The organism is Akkermansiaceae bacterium, from assembly GCA_017798145.1.
GTDB lineage: Bacteria > Verrucomicrobiota > Verrucomicrobiia > Verrucomicrobiales > Akkermansiaceae > Luteolibacter.
Map to the genome: position 1 here is coordinate 112,168 of CP059069.1, position 20,268 is coordinate 132,435.

The following is a 20,268-nucleotide window of genomic DNA, read 5'->3' on the forward strand; positions in this document are numbered from 1 at the left end:
GAGAGCTTCCCCCACATCACGGTGAAATAAGGCATCATCCGCGTTTTCTCAATCCGATCACCCAGACGAAACACGCCAGCATCGCGATCGCGGATGCGTCAGTATGCGAACGATTCCGTGCATCGTTCCCGGCGATGGTCCTCGGCCTGGCAACCGGCGAGAAATACACGTCACCGGCGGCTTTCCTGTAAGGCCACCGATCCTCGATTTCCGTCAGCCACCACTCCGACGGGCCGCTTGATTCGGGGAGATTGAGTTTATCCAGCAAGGATTGGCGGTGTTGGGTGATCCTGCCCGACCACTTTGTTTTTCCAGTCCATGGCCGGTTTCCGCCTATCTTCCCTTCGTATTGGGTGTCGGCGATGAAATAGATGCGCAGCAGGCGGTTCTTCGCATCGAGGTTTCCTGTGGCTGCCATGGAGTCAGGCTCGCGATAGGGGAAAAGCGGGCGATCCGTCCTGAAGCTGATGCGCAGAGCGGCGGCCTTGACCTCATCATTCCCTCTGTTGTTTTTCGCGACCTTCAATGCGGTGAAATGCCAGTCGCCGCCCAGGTAAGGCCGCGCCCAATCGGCGACGGCTGGCGAGTAGGCGTAGCCGTTTTTCCTCAGCCATTCCACCAGATCATCGCCGGAGCGGGCGGTGAGGACGGTTGCGTCGAATCCGGCGACGCGCTTTTCCTCGATGACCGTTACGCGGGATTGCAAGGTGATTGCCTGCGGCGCCGCGGAGCATCCAAGCGGGAAACCACCGCCATGGCTTGCCTTCGGTGCGGTGATGGCGGCGAGTTCGGAGAACGCGCCGTTGCCGGACTCATCGAGCTGCGGGCGGGACGGGGAGGGGACAAGGAAGCCGATCTCATCGGCATCCGTTCTGAAATCCGCCTTGCGGATGAAATGCTGGGTCTGCCGCTTTTTGTCCCAGACCATGATGACTGTCTGGTCTGCGTTCAGCACGTGGTTGAGCATTCCCGCTACGGCGCAGCAGCCTTGGCCGGGCATCGGGGAGGATGCCAGGAGCATGCACACCACAGCTGCGGGTTTCATCGACCGACTGGATCTCATTGCTCAGACACTATCAGGGATGTCGCTGCCTGCACAATCGGAAAGGCTGGCTTACCTCGCCTTGAGGATCAGGAAATTCCTAACGGGGCGGTTCAGCATGCCCCTGCGGTTCACCGGGCCGCCGGGTATCGAGGCGGAGATGAAAAGATCGGTGGAACGGCCTCCGTCCAGGTTGAGGGCGTTGCGGATCCCCCATGCTGCGGGGGATGCGGTGGCCAGTGCGGAGCCGAGCTCGGCAAGTGTGCAGGAGGATGTCCTGCCGATCCACCAGCGCCGGCCGCCATCGGTCAGGACAATGGAGCGCAGCGCCGACTTGCTGGCTTCCAGTCCGCCGATGCTCTTCCCGTTTTCCAACAGCAGCGGGCCGGCCTGCAGAAGCTCCAGGTAATCCGATGTGACCGGGCGCAAGTTGCGGCGTGAGATCGAAAGGCTGCCATTGCGGGTTTCGCGGAAAACCCCGTTGCCCAGGGATGAGGAGGAATTCCATGCTCCGGCAGCCCTGCCGTTTGATACCAGCAGACCAAGCGGTTTCCCCTCTGGGGTGAAAAAGCCGGCATTGATGGCGAGAAGTGCGTTGTGCCTCTGGGCGGCATCCGCAGCGGAGGTGAACTCCGATCCCGGCCCGGCTGCCTGATCCACGACGAGGAGGCGATGTGTCCGCGAATCGAAAGCCACCCCCTCGAACTCGATGCCCCGTATCGTTTTGCGCGATAGTGCGGGAGCGGCTGCGGTGGTTTCGCCGGGCGGCGTGGACTCGTCTGGTGCGACCGTGTCCCTACCCTGGATCGGTGTGGGTATGGCTGCGGGGCTTGCCAAACGCTTTGCGAGTGGCACCGCAGGCTGGCAGGAGCAGAGCAGAAGAATCGCAAGCGGCAGGGATCTTTTCGGGCTACACATGTGTCCAGCTAATTGGGTAATGGGGTGAGTGGCAAGGGCGTGGAGCTGGTCTCATCCGCTTTTCGATGGGGAACAACCAGGCATCTATCATCCCCCGTTTCATGCTCTTCTCCCGACCCCGAAAATTGGTTGTGAAATTTCTAGTGCAACCATGCGCTCCGGATAGGTTCGCGTGTTAGCCCCCTGACCGCAAAAGCCCATCGGCTTTCCGGAAATTCGCTGCTTCCGACAAACCAGTTTCCACCGCCCCATCCGGTCATTCGGAGCCCTTCGCCTCACTCCTGTTTGTGCGCAGACCGACTGCCTTGCACCCAAATCATGCATTTTTTGCAAACCCAATGAAAACACACACACTCATTTCCGCTGATGCGATCCTTGCCTGCCTCGGGCTTTCCGCAACGTCCGCCCCCGCCGAGAAAAAGGCGCCGAAGAAATTCGGGAAAGGCAATTCGTCCCAGGTCGAAGGGCTTCCAAACGGGGAACTCAAAACCAAGCTACGCGCCCCAATGCCAAGAAGCGCGACAAGGCGATGGCATGGCCGCACTCCATTCAGGATGAGGAATTGCGCAGGGAAACCGCCCGCGCGATGGCGGGTGTCATCCTCCGGCAGACGCGGGAAATCCAGGACGACCGGCTCCGTCACGCCGATGCGCGCATCCTTGGCGAACTCGAGCGGCAGCGGGAGCAGGCACTCCTTGATGTGGGGGATGACCTTCCCAGGCCTTCGGAGTGAGCTGTCAATCTGACCCATTGGCGGTTGCGGGCACGCCGCGACGGTGCAAGGTTGTTGAAAATGACCGGCCTGAACCTCCCGAAGAAATGCGGCGTGATGCTGCTCCCCGATTGCACGCTCTTTCCGCACGGCGGCCTTCCGCTCTACATCTTCGAGCAACGCTATCGCGACATGCTGGACGATGCCCTCGCCGGGGATTGTGTGTTCGCGGTGGGGCGGGTGCGGGAAGGCGATGATGGAAAGGAGGAGATTGCGGAAATCGGCACCGCAGGACTTGTCAGGGCATCGCGCCTGGGCGGGGACGGCACCTCGCAGCTGCTTTTGCACGGTGTCATCCGCGTCAGGTTCTGCGAATGGCTCGATGAGGGCAAGGCATATCCCCTTGCCCTCATCGAGCCGGTCATTCCTGAACCTCTCGAAGGCAAGCGGGGCGAGGCAGCAATGAAAACCCTGCGCGGGGCGGTGGAGGACGGCATCTCCGGCCTGCCCGGCGACGTGCAGGCCGGCGTCCTCGCCCTGCTCGACCAAGCCGATGAGCCAGGCCTCATGGCGGATCTGGTGGCACAGCAGTTCGTCCACGAGCCGGATCTCAGGCAGGAGCTCCTGGAAACGGCCGCCGTGGGGGACAGGGTGCGCATGCTCTGCGGATTCTTTGCAAACCTGCGGACGGATGCCTGATAGCCGGGCGTGTTTCTGCCGGAGCCAACCGGGCCACCAAGGAATCATCGGCAGGTATGGATGACCCGATCTCTTGATGCCATGGGGCTTTCCATTGCCTTTGGCGGGAGTCCGGAAGATGCCGACCCATCGGAAACCGCCGTGTTCGCATCCATTTTTCGGGATTGCTAGGCGGGATGGCGCGGGCTTACGCTGCGGCAGCATGATTTTGGCTTCGTGGGAGGTATCGGGACTGGTTGAGAAGGGCGGGCCGCTTGTATGGGTGCTCTTCGCGCTCGGTTTCTTCGGCTCCGTATGTGTCGTGGAGCGCATGTTCTTTTTCCACAGGTCCAGGATCAATGTCAGCACCCTGCTTGTCGGGCTAGGACTCCATGTGAAACGGCGCGCCTTTGCGGAGGCTGTCCATGAGGCTGCCCGGGCTCCCGGCCCTGTCGGCAGGGTGGCACATGCGGGGCTGCTGAGATATTACCTGGAGCGGCGAGATCTCAACGATGTCGTCCGCGAGGCCGGGCAGCTTGAGGTGCCCCGTATCGAGAAAAACATCCGTGCCATCCTATCCGTCGCCCTGCTGGCACCGCTGATCGGGATGCTGGGCACGATGCTGGGGATGGTGGATGCCTTCCAGAGGGTCAGCGAGCAGGGAGGCATCTCCAGCCCGGGGGAGCTTTCCGCAGGTGTCATGACGGCGCTCATCACCTCCGTGACGGGGCTCACGGTGGCGGTGCCCATGTATGTTTTCTACCTCTACTTCGTGGGCCGGTCGAAACGCCTGGTCAGCAGGATCGAGCGCGCCGGGATCGAGATCGTCAACATGATCGCCGACGCCCGGGAGGAAGAGGAATACGCCCCTTTCCGCGGTGAGGTTACCCACGGCCGGAAAAAGAAGCTGCCCTCCGGCAAAACCCCCGGGACGCAGGCACCATGAGGCTGGAAACGACACTCGATGAGCGCCCCGGGTTCCTACACGCGCTGCCTCTCTTCGACCTTTTCTCGCTCGTCACCATGCTTCTCCTGCTCGGGCCCATGTTCCTGAGCCAGAGCGGCATCGGCGTGGAGGTGCCCGCATCGCGTTTTCAGATGCAGAGATATTCCAAGAGCATCGTCATCACCGTCGGTCCCGGCGGAAAAGAGGCCAGCCTCTACCTCGGACGGCAGGCGGTCACGCTCGGAGATCTTCCTGGCAAGCTTGCCGCGCTCAAGGCCGATGAGGCGATGTCGCGTGCTGTGGTTTTGCTTAAAACGGATGTTGGGACTTCCGTTGGGATGGAGCGAAGCGTGGCCGAGCTTGTGCTTGGCGCTGGGTTTGACCTGGCTCTGGTCGGCGATCCACAGAAGGAAGCGGACGTTTCAAAGGAGCGGAAAGGGGAGCGGGAATGACCAGGGGGGAGCTGCTTTACGACTGGCAGAAATCGGAAGGGTCATTCCGGATCAAGATCATTGCATTTACATTGGTTGGGATCATTTTTACATTTTTTCTGGGTTTCTTGGATGTGCGGATTGTATCACCCACGCAGGAGCGTTCCTCAAGCGCCTCGGTGTTGCTGTTCAAGGATGACGAAGTGGGGCGCTCGTGGAATCTTCAGGCGGAGGAAGGTGGCCCCTTCCCGGGGCGGATGGAATTGGAGGGTTTTGGTGGAAGGCTGGATGGGTTTGGGGTCGAAGGTAGCTTGGGGTGGAGCGATTACCAGAGCGAGCTACGGAGCATCGGTGATGAGGGCGGTATCGCCCCCGAGCGGATTGCGGCAAAGGGCGGGAGGGTCTTTCCTTCCCTCGGCGGATCGGGCGATGGCCATGATGCGGCTCCACCAGCAGTCGCCGGGATGAAAAAGGTGCCGCGGCTCATTCCCTATGATTCCGCCTCGCTGGCCTGGATGCCGGATCGCTTGCCCGCGTTCGTGATGCCGGAGGGGACGGAGAAGGTTTCCGCGTCATGGCGGTTTACCGTCAACCTGCGGGCTGATGGCTCTGTCCGGGAGTCCATCTCGCTGGGCGGCGGTGATGACGCAGGCCAGGCTGCCATGGAGGACTGGCTCCTCGGCGTGCGTTTCAAGGAAGGGGCCGGCGACCGCTGGCTGGGGCTGCGCGTCGAGTTCGTGAACATACCTGGAGATGGAACTGGGGCTGAGTGATTTCGTCGTTGCGGTGCTATGGGGGGCGCTGCTGCTGGTGGGGTTCTTTTCCGTGGTTTCCAGATTCCTGCATGGCAGGGCGGAGCGGCGGCTGGCGGCGACGAGGACGGTATGCCGGCTATGCGGGCATGTCTTCGCGACCTCGCATTCCGGCGGAGTGGCCGAATGCAAGTCTTGCGGCAAGCCGAACCTGCACCGCCACAACGGCAGCCTGGGCTGAACTGCTGGAGCGCTGGCTTCCGGCAGGCCTGGCGGATTGCGGGAAAATGGGATTCCGCCGAAGAATTTTCGTGTGTCCCATGGTTGCAAATGCTTTGATCCATTCCAACCCATGCAAGCGTCCCTCCTTCCAGCTAGAAATCCGGTCTTCTGCGCTCCGATCACCGCAAACCGGGATCTGGGAGCCTGCCTGATCGCAAACGTGCCGATGAAAGACCTGCTATCCGCAGAGTTGGTGCGCGCCGGCTTCCAGCTGGTGGAGCCTGAGGATGCCAGCACCAGAACCCTGCGTGTCCCCATCGACACGTGGATCGAGCTCGGCGCGCTTCTCATGCTGGGAAGGAACACGAAAACGGCTCGCTTGTGCGACTCGGATGGGGTGGTGCTGGCATGGAAGGGATTCGAGAAACCGGAGGAATGCGAGGAGGAGATACGCACCGAGGCGGGCTGTTTCCCCATCGCCTATCCGTGGGACCTGCTGCGCATGAACGAGGAGGTTCTGGAACTGATGGACGAGAGCTCGCTCAACGGCGATGTCAGCCCGCTCGCCACGATCTCCGGGTGCGTGCGCCTCGGCCAGGGCGCCCGGATCCACCCCGGAACTGTCATTGAGGGGCCTGTTGTCATCGGCGCCGGTACGCAGATCGGCCCCAACGCGCTGATCAGGGGAGCCACGAGCATAGGCGCGAACTGCTACATCGGGCAAGGGGCGGAGGTGAAAAATTCTGTGATCTATCCGAACACCTACATCTCCAGGCATTGCTACATCGGGGATTCCATCATCGGCTCGCACGTGACCCTGGGTGCGGGCACCAGAACGGAAAACCACCGCCACGATGGCAGGCACCACATTTCCATGGTGCGCGGGAAAGCGGTGGACACCGGTCGCGTCAAGCTCGGCGCCATCGTTGGGGACGGGGTCAGGACCGGAGTGAACACCTCGCTTGAGGCCGGCGTGAAAATCGGCGTCGCCCGCACCACGAAGCCGGGCAGCTACGTCGAGAAAGACATGCTGTGACCAAATCGTCACAATCCCGCCGTTCCCGTGATGACAGACGACGCGCTAGACCACTTGCATATGCAGAGGGTTTTGGTCGTCGAGGACGAGGTTGATATCGCGGATCTGATCATGTTCAACCTCCAGCGGGCGGGTTATGAGGTGTTGAAGGCGCACGACGGCATCGCCGGCGCCGAGGTGGCGATCCGCGAGCGGCCGGATCTCGTGGTGCTCGACCTGATGCTGCCGGGCAGGGACGGATATTCCGTTTTCCGGGAGATCCGGAGGGATGCCCGCACCTCGCACATCCCGGTGATCATGCTCACCGCGCGCGCCCAGACGGAAGACCGCATCCAGGGCCTTGAGGCGGGCGCGGACGATTACCTGACCAAGCCCTTCAGCCCGAAGGAACTCGTCCTGCGCGTCAATGCCATACTGCGCCGCTCCGATGCGCCCCCCGGAGCCGCCCTGTTCGACTTCGGCCCCTTCCGTTTCGACAAGAATTCCGTACGCTTCTACCTGGAGAACGAGCCGGTCGATCTCACGGCCACGGAGTTCAAGCTCCTGCTCTATCTCTGCGAGCGCTCCGGCAAGCCCCAGGATCGCAACGATCTCCTCCGCACCGTCTGGGGATACAGCGATGAGGTGCACAGCCGCACGCTCGACACCCACATGAAACGGCTCCGCCAAAAGCTCGGGCCGCATGGGGCTTTGGTTGAAACGGTGAGGGGAGTGGGTTATTGCGTGGCGAGCCCCGTCACATGACAGAACACTTCGCAATCTTCGCAAGCCTTGCCGCATTCGCAGCCCTTTTCATCCAGGTCATCCGCATCAAGCGATCCAGGAAGGAATACGAATCCGAGGTGAAGTCATGGAAGCTGCGCCTGGAACTCGATTTGAAACATGCAAAGGATGAAAGAAACCGCCTGCTCGACGCCCTTGGGGATGCCTTCCTCATCGTGGATTCGCGGGCGAACATCACCTTTGCAAACGCCGCCGCCCAGGAGCTTTTCCGGGGCCGCGCGCTCACCGGCCGCCCCGTGCGTGAGGCCTTCCTCGACACCCGCCTTGCAGAGGCCTTGCTCACCTGCCTGGAGACCGGGGAACCGGTCCAGTCCCGGGTCGTCCTTCCACAGCAAACTTCGCCGCTCGGCGACCTCGAGACCCGCGGCAACAACGCATGGGTCATCGATGCCGCGCAGCTTTCCGATACTCCCGATGGCAACCCCAGCACCCGAGTCGTGATCCGTGACGTCACATCCGAGCACCAGCTCGACCAGATCCGCAAGGATTTCGTTGCGAACGCCTCCCACGAGCTGCGCACACCCTTGGCCATCATCAACGGGTATCTGGAAAACCTGCTCGAAGACGGGGTCTTGGAGGAACCGGAAATGGCGCGGCGTTTCCTCTCCGTGATGAAAAAGCACACGGAACGCATCTCCCGCATCGTGGAGGACATGCTGGTGATTTCCCGGCTGGAATCCGGCGAGGCATCCGCGATCAAGATCGAGCCGTTCAGGCTCCGCTCCTGCGTGAAGGATGTCCTGGAGCGCCTTGAGTCCGTGGTGCAGAGCCAGAAGGCGATTGTTGAGGTCAATCTCCATGACGATGCGGCGTCCCTGAACGGCGATCGCTTTTACTGGACGCAAGTCCTTTTCAACCTCGTGGAAAACGCCCTCAAGCAGAACCCGCACATGGATCTGAAGGTAGAGGTTGGATCATCGGAAAACCGTGAAAATGTCCAGATATGGGTTAAAGACAATGGGATAGGTATTCCTAGTGTCGATCTTCCTCATATATTCCGGCGATTCTACCGGGTGGAAAAGCATCACTCCCAGCTAGAGATCAAGGGCACCGGTTTGGGCTTGTCCATCGTGAAACGGGCGATTGAAGCACACCATGGGATCATCACCGTGACATCCGTTCCCGGGCAGGAAACGAAATTCCTGATGACGATCCCCAAAGATACGGCGTAGTGTCGCAGCCATGAGGATAGGGATTTTCGGAGGATCGTTCGATCCGGTGCATGAGGGGCACATCCACCTCGCGGGTCTGGCGAGGCGGGCGGCATCGCTTGATGAGGTCTGGTTCCTGCCGTGCCGTATTTCCCCGCACAAGGCAGCCAGCCCTCCCACTGCCGGTGAGACCCGCGTGAGATGGCTTGAAATCGCCACCGCGGATCTGCCGTGGGCGAGGATCGAGAACTACGAGCTGCAAAGGGAAGGGGCGTCATATTCCTACAAGACCATGCAGGCTTTGGCGGAAATGCATCCCGGCCATGAGTGGTTCTGGATCATGGGCGGCGACCAATGGACAGCGCTCCCGACATGGAAGCATCCCGAGATCATCGCGGGGCTGGCGTCCTTCATCGTCCTCGCGCGCAATGGCTCCATCGTTCCGGAAAGGCCAGGCTACCGCCTCCAGACTGTCACCGGCGAGCACCCCGCCTCCGCCACCGAGATCCGCCGGGCTCTTGCGGCCGGGGAAACCGGGATCCCTTTCCTCGATCCGCGGATCGGGGCTTGAAACTCACCTTGTGAAAAATTTCACAAACCGGGAAAATCGCATTGGCCATCTTGCCCGCAGACTCCATATTCCCGCCGCCGCTTATGATTTCCTACACGAAACAGCCCCACGAACGCGAGCATAGGCTCATTTTCAAGAACATCGACCGCAAGGGCTGGGATCCGTCCATCGCCACCTACATGTCGGATGGGGGTTATGATGACCTCAGGAAAGCCATTGCGATGGCGCCCAAGGACATCACCGAAGAAGTCAAAAAATCAGGACTGCGGGGCAGGGGGGGCGCGGGATTCCCGACCGGCATGAAGTGGACTTTCATCCCGCCGAACAACACCAAGCCCGTCTATCTGATCTGCAATGGCGACGAATCCGAGCCAGGCACGTTCAAGGATCGTTACATCGTCCACCAGGATCCCCACCAGCTCATCGAGGGCATGGTCATCTCCTGCTTCGCCACAGGCGCCCACACCGCCTACATCTACCTGCGCGAGGAATTCCCCGAGGCTGCGATCATCGTTGAGAAGGCGATCGAGGAGGCCAGGGAAAAAGGGTTCGTCGGGAAAAACATCCTCGGCTCCGGCTTCGACCTGGAGATCTACGTCCACCGCGGCGCGGGTGCCTACATCTGCGGCGAGGAGACCGGCCTGATCGAATCGCTGGAAGGCAAGCGCCCCTATCCGCGCATCAAGCCTCCCTATTTCCCGGCCGCACTCGGCCTCTACATGTGCCCGACCATCGTCAACAACGTCGAGTCGCTCTGCCACGTGAAGCACATCATCCGCATGGGTGGCGATGAATACGCCAAGCTCGGCGTAGCGCGCAACACCGGCACCCGCATCCTCTGTGTCTCAGGGGATGTGAGGAACCCCGGCTACTTCGAGGTCGAGGTCGGGAAAGTCACCATGCGTGAGCTGCTTTACGACATGTGCGGCGGGCCGAAGGACGGCCGGGAGATCAAGGCGGTCATCCCCGGCGGATCTTCCTCGAAAATCCTTAAAGCGGATGAGGTTTTCAAGCTCAGGAATCCCGACGGCACGGAGCGCGAGCTGGCCTTCTGGGATATCCCGATGGATTTCGACTCACTGGCTGCCTGCGGCTCCATGGCCGGCTCCGGCGGTGTCATCGTTCTGGATGACACCCGGAAGATGTCCTGGGTGCTGAACAACATCAATGCCTTCTACGCCCACGAATCCTGCGGCCAGTGCACCCCGTGCCGCGAGGGCTCCACATGGATGAAGAAGATTTCCGACCGCCTCGTGGAAGGCAAGGCGACCCCCAAGGACATCGAGACCTTGGAAAGCGTGGCCTACCAGATCGACGGCCGCACGATCTGCGCCTTCGGCGAGGCCTCCTCCTGGCCTGTCGAGGCGATCATCGCGAAGTTCCGCGACGAGCTGCTCTCGGAAACCAGGGAATCGATCCCGGAAGGTGAAACGAATCCCGAGGCGGCGGAGCAGCGGAAGTTCTTGGTATCGTGAACTTCCGTCCCTGACCGGGCATGGGGCAAAGAAAAAGGCGAGCAGATTCGCTCGCCTTGGTCACCTGTTGGATGAGGGGGGATGAAATCAGCTTCCGATTTCGGTGCGACCTGTGAGCTGGGCACCTTCTTCCATGGAGAAGACCTTGGATTTGATATCGCCGTTGATCCTGGATTTGTCCTTCAGCTCGCAGCGCTGGGAGGTGATCTTGCCCTCGACGTTGCCATAGACCTTGACCTCGCCTGCGGTCACATCGCCCTTGATCCTCGCGTTCTCGCCGATGGTGACCTTGCCCTTGTCCGAGGTGATCTCACCTTCGATCTTGCCGTCGATGATCATGTCGTTGGAGAAGCGGATGGAGCCGGTGATTTCGATTCCGGTGGAGAGGACGTTGGTAGCATTTGCCATGGCGGGGCGCATCAAAGCAGAGGGAGGGGTGGCTGGCAACCCGAAAGAATTTGCGGAATCCCGGTTTTTTCGCGTGTGGGGAAATGAAAGTTTTCGCTAGAATGTGCGAAATCTGTCCGTTCACATACCATGCCCAGAGTCATCATCACCGTCCCGGAGAAGAATCCCCAGCCCTACCGTTTCCAGTTGGACCGAAAGGTCGTGAGCCTCGGGCGGGGCAGCGACAACGACATTGTCATCGACAGCGGCTCGGTATCCGGGAGGCACGCGGAAATGCACAGGGTGGAGGGTGGCTACGAGCTTGCGGATCTCGGATCGACGAATGGGATCAAATACGACGGCGCCCGCGAACGGGTTCTACCACTCCGTTCCGGGATGTCGGTGAAGCTGGGGGATGTCAGCTTCGATTTCAGCCTTACGGAGGAAGAGCTGGAAACCCTGGGTCGTGAGAAGCCTGCCAACGAATCTCCGGTGCGGAGGGAGCAGGAGATTCCCCGGCAAGCGCGGGATCAGGAAGATGCTCCGAAACCCAGGCCCAAGGCTGTGCCGCGCCCGTCCTTGCCGCCCGCAGCCGAATCCGGTGTGAGCGCCGGCATGATCGTTCTTTTCCTCATCCTTGCAGCCAGCGCCTTCTTCGCCGGGCTGGAAATCCGCCACCGCAAGGAAACCGGCGGCCAATCCTTCCTCAACGGGCTAAGCAGCGCGCCGGAAGCGCAGAAACCAGATCCGCAGCCCGCCGGGGGGGCGGCCGAATAGCTTTCCGCGTGATCAGACGTTGAAGCGGAACTCGATCACATCGCCGTCCTTGACGACGTATTCCTTGCCCTCGATGCGGACTTTTCCGGCAGTCTTCGCGGCGGTCTTGGTTCCGGCTGCCACAAGGTCATCGTAGTGGACGACCTCCGCAGCGATGAAACCGCGTTCAAAATCCGTATGGATCACGCCGGCGGCGGCCGGTGCCTTGTCACCCTGGGTGATGGTCCAGGCGCGGGTTTCCTGCACCCCGGTGGTGAGGTAGGTGCGCAGGCCGAGCAGGTGATAGACACCGCGGATCAGGCCGGAGACACCGGAGTCCCTGACTCCCATCTCGGCGAGGAATTCGTTGGCCTCCTCCTCGGGCATTTCGCTCAGTTCCTCCTCGATGCGGGCGGAAATGACAACCGCCTCCGCCCCGGAGTGCTCGGCGGCGTATGTGCGCACCTTGGCCACCTGTGCGTGGGAGTCGGGGTTTTCCGTGGCTCCCGCCAGCTCGTCCTCGGAGACATTGCAGGCATAGATCGTGCGCTTCGAGGAGAGTAGGAAGAAATCCTTCACCACCTCGGCATCTTCCACGGAAAAATCCAGGGTGAGCGCGGGCTTTCCCTGATCCAGGTGCGGCAGGATGATGTCGATCAGCTCGACCTCCTTCTTGGATTCCTTGTCGCCGCCCTTGGCCTTCTTCTCGCGGGACGCACGGCGCTTTTCCAGCGCGGCCATGTCGGCGAGGATCAGTTCCGCGTTGATGATCTCGATGTCGCGGATCGGATCTACGGAGCCGAGCTCGTGGATGATGTCGTCGTTTTCAAAGCAACGGACGACCTGGACGATGGCATCGGTTTCGCGGATGTTGGCGAGGAACTTGTTGCCCAGCCCCGCGCCCTCCGAGGCACCCTCCACGAGTCCGGCGATATCGACGAACTCAATGGCCGTGGGGACAAGTTTCTGGGAGCCGGAGATTTTCGAAAGCACGGCGAGGCGCTCATCCGGCACCATCACGATGCCGACGTTCGGATCGATCGTGCAGAACGGGTAGTTCGCGGCCTCCGCCTTGCGGGTGCGGGTGACGGCATTGAAAAGGGTGGATTTCCCGACGTTTGGCAGACCTACGATTCCGGCTTTGAGCATGGCGGGCGGAGGTTGTCCGTGCCGGGGGGCTTGGGCGAGAGAAAAATGCCGCGCAGGCTGGCGGGAGGGCCTCTTCCGGCTTCATGCAGATGGCCGGATCGAATCGCAGCTTGCAGGGAGGCGGGAACGAGGCTTTGATGAATGGATGAAATTCCTGCGCCTCGCCATTCTCTGTGCCTGCGGAATGCTGCCCGTTTTCTCTGAGGAAGCGGGCTTCGACTCGGTGGACGGCCCCAACGTGCGGGTGATGCGGCATGACGACGGCTCGCGGACGATATTCACCCGCAGCCCGGACAACCGCGTGCTCACCAAGAAGACCTTCACCGCGAACGGTGCGCTCTTCCTTGTCACGATCTACCGGATGGATGCACACGGCAACCCGATGAACTGCAAGATCTACGACGGGCAGCGGAACGAGATGTTCAAGTCCAGCTACGGCTACAGGAATTCCGACGGCCTGTTGGTCGAGGAGCGGATGTTCGACTCGCGGGTCAAGCGGACGGCACCTGGCACGGATGTTGAGATACCGGTGCGCATTTTCAAATACACCTACGATGCGCTCGGGAACCGCAGCAAGCCGATCGCGACCACCCTGATCCCCGGTGCCACCGCCGAGGATGTGTTCGGTGGGCCGAGCGCACTGGATGTGAATCCGTTTTCGGTGCCGGGTGGCAGATGATTTCCGCAGGGATGATTTCCGGGAAACACTTGCTGCCGCTGCTGGTGGGGACGGCCATCGCCGCCGCAGGCTGGATGCGCCCGGCGGGAGCGCGCTCCCAAGGGGACGCGGCTGGCGATGCGGACCTGCTGCAGCGCATAGGGATCCTTGAAAAGGAAAACGCATCCTTGCGCTCGCTGGCACAGGGTGGGGGCGAGGTTGCGGTGCCACCGGAAATGATCGCGCAGGTGGAGAAGGACTACGGGCTTGCGTTTCTCTCCAGCCCGGTGTTCCACAGGATCGCCACCGAGGAGCTGGGATACCGGATCGAGGCCGCGCTAGAAAGCAGGCTGGGTCCGCAGGGGGCGGATGACAGGCAGGAGGCGTGGCGGTGGATGGGTTTGCTCAAGCCTGGGGACAAGCTCCTGGAGCAGTTGGTGGCGGTGAAATCGGTGGGTGCCGTCGGGTGGTTCGATGAGGTGACGGGCGAGGCATGGGTGACGGACCGCTTCGATATCGCGAACATCCCGGACCAGGCGGCGATGCTGCGGCTGCTTGTGAGGGTTTTGCTGAACCAGAATTTCCCGCCGCCCCCGGCCTATCCGGGCGACGATGCGGCGAGGGCGCGGGAGGCGCTGCATGCCGGTGCGGCAAAGGGTGCGGAATCGCGATTCTATGCGGCGAGCGCAAGGGGCATCGGTTTCCTGCCGATGAACGACGATGGGCCGGCGGCGCGGTTGCTGCTTTCGCTGCCGGCGTTTGTGCAGGGGCTGGTGCAGTTCCCGGCGCTCGAGGGGAAGGGGCTGGCCGACACGGCGTTTGTGAAAGGGACGGCGGAATTTTCCAAACGGATGCGTGAGGCTCCGCAAAGCACCTACGGGGTGGCGTTTCCAGCGGAGCCGCATGAAGGGGTGGACATCGTGTTTCCGGAAATTTCCGATGAGGTCTATCTGGAGGAAAGCGCCGGATATCTCGGGCTGCGGCTGTGGCTTGCGGAGGGTGGGGACGCGGGGCTGGCTGCGGAGATCGCAGGGGAATGGGTGGCGGATCGCTACGTGCTCTTCGCCGATGGGGAGATGTCATCCGGGCTCGCCTGGGATGTGGTGCTGGGGAGCGCGGAGGCGGCAGGCCGTTTTGAACATGCCTGCCGGGAAAGGCTGGGGGCATATGCCGAGGAGGGACGTCTGCTCGATATCGAAAGGGTGGGGGAAAGGCGGGTGCGTTTCCTGAATGTGGCGACCCCAAAGGCGATGGAAAATTTCAAGCAAGGGAAGAAATGAAGGTGCATGTGGCGGAGATGACGGTGAGGACGCGGGGAAAGGGCACATACGAGATTTCCGATGAGGTGATGCGGATCGTCCGTGAATCGGGGGTGAGCGATGGGCAGGTGACGGTGTTCCTGCGCCATACCAGCGCGAGCCTGATCCTTATGGAGAACGCCGATCCAAGCGCGCGGCGCGACCTTGAACGCTGGTTCGACCGGCTGGTGCGCGAGGACGATCCCGATTTCATCCACACCCACGAGGGGCCGGATGACATGCCGAGCCACATCCGCATGGCGCTGACGAGGTCCAGCGAGGTGATTCCCATCCATAGCGGGCGGATGACGCTGGGAACTTGGCAGGGGATCTTTGTTTTCGAGCACCGCAGGCAAGCCCACTCGCGCAGGATCGCGGTGACGGTGATGGGCGTTTAAAATTCGAAATTCCAATTTCAAACTCTGGGGGAAAACGGATAGAAGTAAACATGTCGCACGATCTGATCATGATGGCGCTGGAGGAGGATATCGGTGAGGGCGATGTCACGGCTGGTTATTTTGTCCCTGAGAACAAGGTCGCACGGGCGTTTGTGACGGTTCGCAAGGGGGGGGTGGTCTCGGGAGTGGGGCTGGCGGCGGAGGTCTTCCAAGAGGTCGATCCAAACCTTCGGGTGCAAGTGCTGGTGGAGGATGGCAGCCGCGTCGGCACAGGGGCGATGCTGATGCGCGTGGAGGGCAAGGCACGATCCATCCTCACGGCGGAGCGGACGGCGTTGAATTTCCTCCAGAGGCTCTCGGGTGTTGCGACCCTGACCTCTCGCTACGTCGATCTGGTGAAGCATACGAGGGCGCAGATCCTCGATACGCGCAAGACGACGCCGGGCTACCGCGCGCTTGAGAAAAAGGCGGTGCTCGACGGCGGCGGCACGAACCACCGGATGGGGCTCTACGACCGCGCGATGGTGAAGGACAACCACCTCGCCGCCGAGGGCGGGCTGGAGGCATTGCAGCAGGCCATTCGCCTGGTGAAAATGGAGAAGCCGCATGTCCAGGTGGAGCTGGAGGCGGATCGACTGGAACAGGTTGCGGATTTCCTCAAGCTCGACGGGGTGGACTACATCCTTCTGGATAACATGTCGCTGGAAGAGCTGCGGGAGGCGGTAGGGATGCGTGCGGAAAACCACCGGGTGTGGCTTGAGGCGAGCGGCGGGGTGAATCTGGACACCGTTGTGGAGATTGCGGAGACGGGAGTGGATTTCATCTCTGTCGGTGCACTGACTCACTCGGCTCCGGCGCTGGATATCGGGTTGGATTTTGTTGCAGGGGAATGATTTTGCCTGTTTCCGCAGGATCGCATCCCCCTTGTCGCTGCCAATCGCCGGTCCCGGAGATAAGATCTTGCATGCGGCGGCGGGCGCTGCGAGAAAACCGCCACCGGGATTGGTGCCGGGAACTTTCCCTTTGCCGTCCGTATCGGCGCGGTCCAGGTTTCCGGAGCCCAAAAGCATCTCACCCGCAAGCCACAACAAAATGCCTGCCCGTTCCAAGGGCTTTCCCATGATGCCCAGCCTCCGCCATCTGCCCGCCTGCGCTATCCTCGGCTTGCTCACATCCTGCAATTTCGTGAGCCTGCCGCCCGCCGCAGAGCCGCCGGCCGGGCTTGTCAGAAAGAACACGGTTTCCACCTACACCCCGGAGCGCCCGCCGGAAGTTCAGGTCTGGCTCATCGCTGACAAGCTTCACACCGGCATGGTTTTCCCCTACGATTGGCTGTTGGAATCCGGCTTCGTGCCGCCGGAACATTTCCCTGACTGCAAATTCGTGACTTTTTCATGGGGTGACCGCATGGCCTACGTGAACAAGCGATGGCTGACCGCGCCGGAGATCGTCAGTGCGATCTTCCTGCCATCCAGCTCGGTGATGGAGTGCATCCCCATCCAATGGAACGTCACCGAGGTCTCGCCCAACCAGCATATCTGGATGAAATCCATCCCCGCGAGCGCGGGCCCATACATCGCTTCCTTCCTGAACCATTGCACCATACCTGGCGAAGATGGGAAACCGATTGCCATTGGTCCGGCGAGCTGGGGTGGGGGGGTGTTGCTGGAGTCCCCGCACTCGTATTATTTCCCGCGCATCTGCAATGTCTGGACCGGGCAGGCGCTGGAGGCGTGCGGGGCGGATATCTTCCCCCTGATGTCCATTCACCGCGACACCCTGGCCTTTGAGGCCCAGCGCAATGGCTTCGTCCAGATCTGGGACGGCTCCGGGAACAAGAATGCCGCGGCCCGGCGCTGATCCGCGGCTTCACGGCCCGCCGATGGCTCCCACCTCGGCGGCAAGCTGACGGCAGCGTTTCCTCATCTCTTCGAGAATGCCCGAATGTGCCGGATCCCGCGCGAGATCGGATAGCTGGTCGGGGTCTTCCGTAAGATCGAAGAGCTGCTCGTATGCCGGACTTTCGGATGTGTAGCGGGTATAGCTCATGGTTTCCGAGCGGACACCGACGGTGGTCGGGATGGCTCCATTGTGGGCATAGGGATGCTCGTAGTAGAAATCCTTGCGCCAGTCGGCGGCGGCGTTCTCCGCGAGAGCGGAGAGGCTCATGCCGCTGACACGCTCCGGCACCGGCAGCCCGGCCAGATCGAGCATGGTTGCGGAAAAATCGGTGGTGATGACCAGTCGGTCGCTGAGCTTGCCGCCTTTCCGGCGCGGATCCGCCATGAATCCCGGTACCCGCAGCGACGGCTCATACATCAGCCATTTCCCGGATAGCCCGTGCTCGCACTCGAAGTAGCCGTTGTCCGAGGTGAACAGCACCACGGTGTTTTCCGCAAGCCCGCGCTTCCCCAGCTCCTCCATGATGCGGCCCACGCCGAGATCCATGCTCGATACGCTGCGGTAGTAATCGCGCAGGAACCGGTCCCTTTCCGGCGGAATCCTCAGGAAACGGTTCCCTGTTGGCCAACCGAGCGATTTCCTGATGATCTCCGGTTCCTTCATCGCGTTTTCCAAAGTCCCCGCAGCGGTCTTCGGGATGGCCTTGCCCTTGAGCATGTCCTTCACTGCAGGATCGAAATCGCCGACGGGAGAGTGCGGGGATTTGAAAAAGAGCATCATGCAGAACGGTTTTGCATAGTCCCTTCCCTCCAGGAAACGCGCCGCCTGCATGGGTATGATTTCCGAATCCATGTGCAGCGGATCCCGGAGGTTCGCCGCGCCGATGCGGTTCCTGTATCCGACCTTGCCGCGGGAGTCCGCCGGGCAATCGCAGAGGTCATCGAGTGTTTTGGAAAATCCATCGTAACGGACATACCTGCAGTCCGGCTGGTGGAAGAAGCAGGTCTGCATCGGCTGGCCCGCCCAGTAATCGAAGGCAGCCGCTCCACGGTGGGTTTTCTCCGGCGAATCGCCTATCCCCCATTTCCCGAAAAACGCCGTCTGGTAGCCGCTTTCCCGGAGAAGGGCGGGGACGGTATCGGATAGCTGCGTGCCGCTGAATTCCTTGTGGAAATCGTCGATCCCATGCCGCGATGGATACTGGCCGGAAAGGATGTTGGCCCGGCTGATCGCACAGATCGAGGTGTTGACGAAGCAGTTGCGGAAGACCACGCCGGATTTCGCAAGCTTGTCCAGGTTCGGCGTGCGGACGACGGGATTGCCGGCATATCCCACGGCATCGTACCGTTGGTCGTCGGTGTAGATGAGAACGATGTTAGGCCGTGCCGCCGGCGCCGCGCTTGCCAGCGGCAGCAAATGGAGGACTGCCAGGAAAATGAACGTGACACATGGTTTCATTGGTTGTCCAAAAATGGCAGATGGTTCGGATCCACCAATGACAATTTTTGGCCATACCGGATGAGTGACCCACGCATCTACCCTTTGCGGGGAGCAAACTCCGCACCCGGCGGCTTATCCGAGGCTCAGGAGCCAGATCACCGCCTTGATGATCGCCGCGATCACACCAACAAAACTGAGGATCACAGCCAGGATGCTGAGGCCGCCGCCGCGGGTGTTCGGCCCCAGCGCCAGGATGATGCCGAGCGCTCCACAGACGAATGCCACGGCGGCAAAGATGAGCCCGAGGATGGCTCCGAACTTGAAACTCAGGATTGCGGCGATGATCGCAACGATGGATGCAATGCTGAAAGATGCTTTAGACGTTTCCATGATATCGGCAAGATATGCCGACCTCCGCAGCGTGCAAATCACTTTCTGCCAAGCCAGCCCCCCCTCCAGATGCTCCCAATCCAGAAAACCGAAAAGCTCACCCCCTCGCCTTCCCCCTCTGGGCCGAGCGCCTACAGGCCACCCATAACGGGGCCGATGCAGTGACAGGGCTGGAGGCGATGCTCAGGGAATAAGATACCGCCTAAGAGTGAGAAAATAGAACCACGGATGAACGCGGATGGACTCGGATAAGAGATTTGGGGAACTTCGTTTTCGGGCATCATCCGTGTCCATTTGCCGGAGGGATCGGAGCTTTCCCGCTATCTCCGCTTCGCTCCGGTTGTGGTTCGAATTCTTCTCGTCCCTGATGGAGGTGCCCTCCCAACTTGACAACTTGTCAACTTCACCTCATCTTCCCCACGTGAAATCCGTCACCATCGCCGAATTCAAACGCCACCTTCCCGCCCTGCTCGGCGAGGTTGCCAAGGGCGATACGATCATCCTCCAGAAAGGCAGGAGCCGCGAAAATGTGGCCATTCTCGCGCCGGTGGATGCCCTTCCGGCAAAGCCGCGCAAACTCGGGATCCTGGCCGGACGCGGCAAGCCGGTTTTCAAGGACTGGGAACTCACCGAAGAGGAATTCCTCGGATCGCGCTGAGACATGGACTACCTCCTCGACACCCACACCCTCCTCCGGGCGCTTTTCGAACCCACAAAGCTCGGGAAAAAGACCCGGAAACTGATCGAGGATACTCTGAACTCCATCCATGTCAGCCCGATTTCCTACTGGGAGATCAGCTTGAAGCATGGCCTCGGGAAATTGATCCTTCCAAAAACCGATCCCTCGGAGATCCCGCAAGCCTGCCGCGACCAGGGCTTCACCGCATCACCGGCCTCGGCGGATGTCCTCTCCACCTTTCACCAGTTGCCGGTCAACGCCGATCACCGCGACCCCTTCAAACGCCTCATCATCTGGCAGGCGATCCAAAACGGCCATGCCCTCGTCTCCCGGGATCGATCCATGGCTTTCTACATCGACCACGGACTCAAGCTCGCGAAGTAGAATCCTGGCGTGGCGGCGGATTTCAGCCGCCAAGCCAAACAATGCCAAGTCTTGGCATTGCGGATGAAATCCGCCGCCACGGAAGTCTCCGATTACCTCGCCCAATCCGA

At 61.2% G+C, this 20,268-nt stretch carries 25 protein-coding genes; 19 read left to right on the forward strand and 6 right to left on the reverse strand.

Translation table 11 applies throughout. The features are described 5' to 3' along the window. Positions 1-34: 34 nt before the first annotated feature. A complete protein-coding gene (locus tag HZ994_00530) occupies positions 35-1,045 on the reverse strand; it encodes a DUF2330 domain-containing protein (protein ID QTN30871.1) in 1,011 nt (336 codons plus the stop codon). A gap of 69 nt (positions 1,046-1,114) precedes the next feature. Beyond that, entirely contained in the window at positions 1,115-1,960 is an 846-nt protein-coding gene (locus tag HZ994_00535) for a phosphodiester glycosidase family protein (GenBank protein QTN30872.1), read from the reverse strand. 529 nt (positions 1,961-2,489) lie between these two features. Here HZ994_00535 and HZ994_00540 point away from each other — a divergent pair. From HZ994_00540 to nuoF, 11 genes are all read left to right on the forward strand, one after another. Further along, positions 2,490-2,693, forward strand: coding sequence for a hypothetical protein (locus tag HZ994_00540; protein QTN30873.1), 204 nt, complete (start codon positions 2,490-2,492; stop codon positions 2,691-2,693). Between the two features lie 60 nt (positions 2,694-2,753). Next, entirely contained in the window at positions 2,754-3,371 is a 618-nt protein-coding gene (locus HZ994_00545; protein QTN30874.1) for an LON peptidase substrate-binding domain-containing protein, read from the forward strand. A 202-nt stretch (positions 3,372-3,573) separates the two neighbouring features. After that, the gene (locus HZ994_00550; GenBank protein QTN30875.1) at positions 3,574-4,296 is read left to right on the forward strand and encodes a MotA/TolQ/ExbB proton channel family protein; all 723 of its coding nucleotides are present in this window, start codon (positions 3,574-3,576) and stop codon (positions 4,294-4,296) included. After that, positions 4,293-4,748 carry a hypothetical protein gene (locus tag HZ994_00555; protein ID QTN30876.1) on the forward strand — a complete coding sequence of 152 codons (456 nt, stop codon included), beginning with the start codon at positions 4,293-4,295 and terminating at the stop codon, positions 4,746-4,748. The genes HZ994_00550 and HZ994_00555 overlap by 4 nt, the downstream gene beginning before the upstream one ends. A gap of 113 nt (positions 4,749-4,861) precedes the next feature. Then, a complete protein-coding gene (locus HZ994_00560) occupies positions 4,862-5,500 on the forward strand; it encodes a hypothetical protein (GenBank protein QTN30877.1) in 639 nt (212 codons plus the stop codon). Continuing rightward, a complete protein-coding gene (locus tag HZ994_00565; GenBank protein QTN30878.1) occupies positions 5,481-5,720 on the forward strand; it encodes a hypothetical protein in 240 nt (79 codons plus the stop codon). The genes HZ994_00560 and HZ994_00565 overlap by 20 nt, the downstream gene beginning before the upstream one ends. Positions 5,721-5,831: 111 nt before the next feature. Beyond that, positions 5,832-6,737 carry a hypothetical protein gene (locus tag HZ994_00570; protein QTN30879.1) on the forward strand — a complete coding sequence of 302 codons (906 nt, stop codon included), beginning with the start codon at positions 5,832-5,834 and terminating at the stop codon, positions 6,735-6,737. Between the two features lie 60 nt (positions 6,738-6,797). Then, positions 6,798-7,481 (forward strand): response regulator transcription factor, encoded by a 684-nt coding sequence (locus HZ994_00575; protein QTN30880.1) that lies wholly within the window; start codon positions 6,798-6,800, stop codon positions 7,479-7,481. Further along, positions 7,478-8,692, forward strand: coding sequence for a PAS domain-containing protein (locus HZ994_00580; protein QTN30881.1), 1,215 nt, complete (start codon positions 7,478-7,480; stop codon positions 8,690-8,692). Before HZ994_00575 ends, HZ994_00580 begins: the two co-directional genes overlap by 4 nt. A 10-nt stretch (positions 8,693-8,702) precedes the next feature. Further along, the gene (nadD, locus tag HZ994_00585; GenBank protein ID QTN30882.1) at positions 8,703-9,242 is read left to right on the forward strand and encodes a nicotinate (nicotinamide) nucleotide adenylyltransferase; all 540 of its coding nucleotides are present in this window, start codon (positions 8,703-8,705) and stop codon (positions 9,240-9,242) included. 83 nt (positions 9,243-9,325) lie between these two features. Next, on the forward strand, positions 9,326-10,717 hold the full coding sequence (gene nuoF, locus HZ994_00590) for an NADH-quinone oxidoreductase subunit NuoF (GenBank protein QTN30883.1): 1,392 nt from the start codon (positions 9,326-9,328) through the stop codon (positions 10,715-10,717). An 87-nt stretch (positions 10,718-10,804) separates the two neighbouring features. Here nuoF and HZ994_00595 read toward each other — a convergent pair whose 3' ends face one another. After that, the gene (locus HZ994_00595; protein ID QTN30884.1) at positions 10,805-11,125 is read right to left on the reverse strand and encodes a polymer-forming cytoskeletal protein; all 321 of its coding nucleotides are present in this window, start codon (positions 11,123-11,125) and stop codon (positions 10,805-10,807) included. Between the two features lie 129 nt (positions 11,126-11,254). Here HZ994_00595 and HZ994_00600 point away from each other — a divergent pair, with 129 nt between their 5' ends. After that, on the forward strand, positions 11,255-11,881 hold the full coding sequence (locus HZ994_00600; GenBank protein ID QTN30885.1) for an FHA domain-containing protein: 627 nt from the start codon (positions 11,255-11,257) through the stop codon (positions 11,879-11,881). A 12-nt stretch (positions 11,882-11,893) separates the two neighbouring features. Here HZ994_00600 and ychF read toward each other — a convergent pair whose 3' ends face one another. Next, the gene (gene ychF / locus HZ994_00605) at positions 11,894-13,009 is read right to left on the reverse strand and encodes a redox-regulated ATPase YchF (protein QTN30886.1); all 1,116 of its coding nucleotides are present in this window, start codon (positions 13,007-13,009) and stop codon (positions 11,894-11,896) included. Between the two features lie 145 nt (positions 13,010-13,154). On the opposite strand from ychF, the gene HZ994_00610 reads away from it, so the two are divergent. The 5 genes from HZ994_00610 (at position 13,155) to HZ994_00630 (ending at position 17,223) form a co-directional block, all read left to right on the forward strand. Next, on the forward strand, positions 13,155-13,688 hold the full coding sequence (locus HZ994_00610) for a hypothetical protein (protein ID QTN30887.1): 534 nt from the start codon (positions 13,155-13,157) through the stop codon (positions 13,686-13,688). Further along, on the forward strand, positions 13,685-14,947 hold the full coding sequence (locus HZ994_00615) for a hypothetical protein (protein ID QTN30888.1): 1,263 nt from the start codon (positions 13,685-13,687) through the stop codon (positions 14,945-14,947). The genes HZ994_00610 and HZ994_00615 overlap by 4 nt, the downstream gene beginning before the upstream one ends. Then, entirely contained in the window at positions 14,944-15,363 is a 420-nt protein-coding gene (locus HZ994_00620) for a YjbQ family protein (protein ID QTN30889.1), read from the forward strand. The genes HZ994_00615 and HZ994_00620 overlap by 4 nt, the downstream gene beginning before the upstream one ends. Positions 15,364-15,413: 50 nt before the next feature. Continuing rightward, entirely contained in the window at positions 15,414-16,256 is an 843-nt protein-coding gene (gene nadC / locus HZ994_00625; protein ID QTN30890.1) for a carboxylating nicotinate-nucleotide diphosphorylase, read from the forward strand. A gap of 199 nt (positions 16,257-16,455) precedes the next feature. Beyond that, the gene (locus HZ994_00630) at positions 16,456-17,223 is read left to right on the forward strand and encodes a DUF2459 domain-containing protein (protein QTN30891.1); all 768 of its coding nucleotides are present in this window, start codon (positions 16,456-16,458) and stop codon (positions 17,221-17,223) included. 9 nt (positions 17,224-17,232) lie between these two features. Here HZ994_00630 and HZ994_00635 read toward each other — a convergent pair whose 3' ends face one another. Together HZ994_00635 and HZ994_00640 are read right to left on the reverse strand one after the other, a co-directional pair. Then, positions 17,233-18,723: a sulfatase-like hydrolase/transferase gene (locus HZ994_00635; protein ID QTN30892.1), complete on the reverse strand. Its 1,491-nt coding sequence runs from the start codon at positions 18,721-18,723 to the stop codon at positions 17,233-17,235. A gap of 114 nt (positions 18,724-18,837) precedes the next feature. Then, on the reverse strand, positions 18,838-19,095 hold the full coding sequence (locus tag HZ994_00640) for a hypothetical protein (GenBank protein ID QTN30893.1): 258 nt from the start codon (positions 19,093-19,095) through the stop codon (positions 18,838-18,840). A gap of 421 nt (positions 19,096-19,516) precedes the next feature. Here HZ994_00640 and HZ994_00645 point away from each other — a divergent pair, with 421 nt between their 5' ends. Beyond that, positions 19,517-19,753 carry a prevent-host-death protein gene (locus HZ994_00645; protein ID QTN30894.1) on the forward strand — a complete coding sequence of 79 codons (237 nt, stop codon included), beginning with the start codon at positions 19,517-19,519 and terminating at the stop codon, positions 19,751-19,753. Positions 19,754-19,756: 3 nt separating this feature from the next. Next, a complete protein-coding gene (locus tag HZ994_00650) occupies positions 19,757-20,158 on the forward strand; it encodes a type II toxin-antitoxin system VapC family toxin (protein QTN30895.1) in 402 nt (133 codons plus the stop codon). The last annotated feature ends 110 nt before the right edge of the window (positions 20,159-20,268 follow it).

Bases quoted from the DNA above. Each gene is read 5' to 3' on its own strand.
- HZ994_00530 (QTN30871.1), bottom strand. From the start codon at position 1,045: ATGAAACCCGCAGCTGTGGTGTGCATGCTCCTGGCATCCTCCCCGATG.
- HZ994_00535 (QTN30872.1), bottom strand. From the start codon at position 1,960: ATGTGTAGCCCGAAAAGATCCCTGCCGCTTGCGATTCTTCTGCTCTGC.
- HZ994_00540 (QTN30873.1), top strand. From the start codon at position 2,490: ATGGCATGGCCGCACTCCATTCAGGATGAGGAATTGCGCAGGGAAACC.
- HZ994_00545 (QTN30874.1), top strand. From the start codon at position 2,754: ATGACCGGCCTGAACCTCCCGAAGAAATGCGGCGTGATGCTGCTCCCC.
- HZ994_00550 (QTN30875.1), top strand. From the start codon at position 3,574: ATGATTTTGGCTTCGTGGGAGGTATCGGGACTGGTTGAGAAGGGCGGG.
- HZ994_00555 (QTN30876.1), top strand. From the start codon at position 4,293: ATGAGGCTGGAAACGACACTCGATGAGCGCCCCGGGTTCCTACACGCG.
- HZ994_00565 (QTN30878.1), top strand. From the start codon at position 5,481: ATGGAACTGGGGCTGAGTGATTTCGTCGTTGCGGTGCTATGGGGGGCG.
- HZ994_00570 (QTN30879.1), top strand. From the start codon at position 5,832: ATGCAAGCGTCCCTCCTTCCAGCTAGAAATCCGGTCTTCTGCGCTCCG.
- HZ994_00575 (QTN30880.1), top strand. From the start codon at position 6,798: ATGCAGAGGGTTTTGGTCGTCGAGGACGAGGTTGATATCGCGGATCTG.
- HZ994_00580 (QTN30881.1), top strand. From the start codon at position 7,478: ATGACAGAACACTTCGCAATCTTCGCAAGCCTTGCCGCATTCGCAGCC.
- nadD (QTN30882.1), top strand. From the start codon at position 8,703: ATGAGGATAGGGATTTTCGGAGGATCGTTCGATCCGGTGCATGAGGGG.
- nuoF (QTN30883.1), top strand. From the start codon at position 9,326: ATGATTTCCTACACGAAACAGCCCCACGAACGCGAGCATAGGCTCATT.
- HZ994_00595 (QTN30884.1), bottom strand. From the start codon at position 11,125: ATGGCAAATGCTACCAACGTCCTCTCCACCGGAATCGAAATCACCGGC.
- HZ994_00600 (QTN30885.1), top strand. From the start codon at position 11,255: ATGCCCAGAGTCATCATCACCGTCCCGGAGAAGAATCCCCAGCCCTAC.
- ychF (QTN30886.1), bottom strand. From the start codon at position 13,009: ATGCTCAAAGCCGGAATCGTAGGTCTGCCAAACGTCGGGAAATCCACC.
- HZ994_00610 (QTN30887.1), top strand. From the start codon at position 13,155: ATGAAATTCCTGCGCCTCGCCATTCTCTGTGCCTGCGGAATGCTGCCC.
- HZ994_00615 (QTN30888.1), top strand. From the start codon at position 13,685: ATGATTTCCGCAGGGATGATTTCCGGGAAACACTTGCTGCCGCTGCTG.
- HZ994_00620 (QTN30889.1), top strand. From the start codon at position 14,944: ATGAAGGTGCATGTGGCGGAGATGACGGTGAGGACGCGGGGAAAGGGC.
- nadC (QTN30890.1), top strand. From the start codon at position 15,414: ATGTCGCACGATCTGATCATGATGGCGCTGGAGGAGGATATCGGTGAG.
- HZ994_00630 (QTN30891.1), top strand. From the start codon at position 16,456: ATGCCTGCCCGTTCCAAGGGCTTTCCCATGATGCCCAGCCTCCGCCAT.
- HZ994_00635 (QTN30892.1), bottom strand. From the start codon at position 18,723: ATGAAACCATGTGTCACGTTCATTTTCCTGGCAGTCCTCCATTTGCTG.
- HZ994_00640 (QTN30893.1), bottom strand. From the start codon at position 19,095: ATGGAAACGTCTAAAGCATCTTTCAGCATTGCATCCATCGTTGCGATC.
- HZ994_00650 (QTN30895.1), top strand. From the start codon at position 19,757: ATGGACTACCTCCTCGACACCCACACCCTCCTCCGGGCGCTTTTCGAA.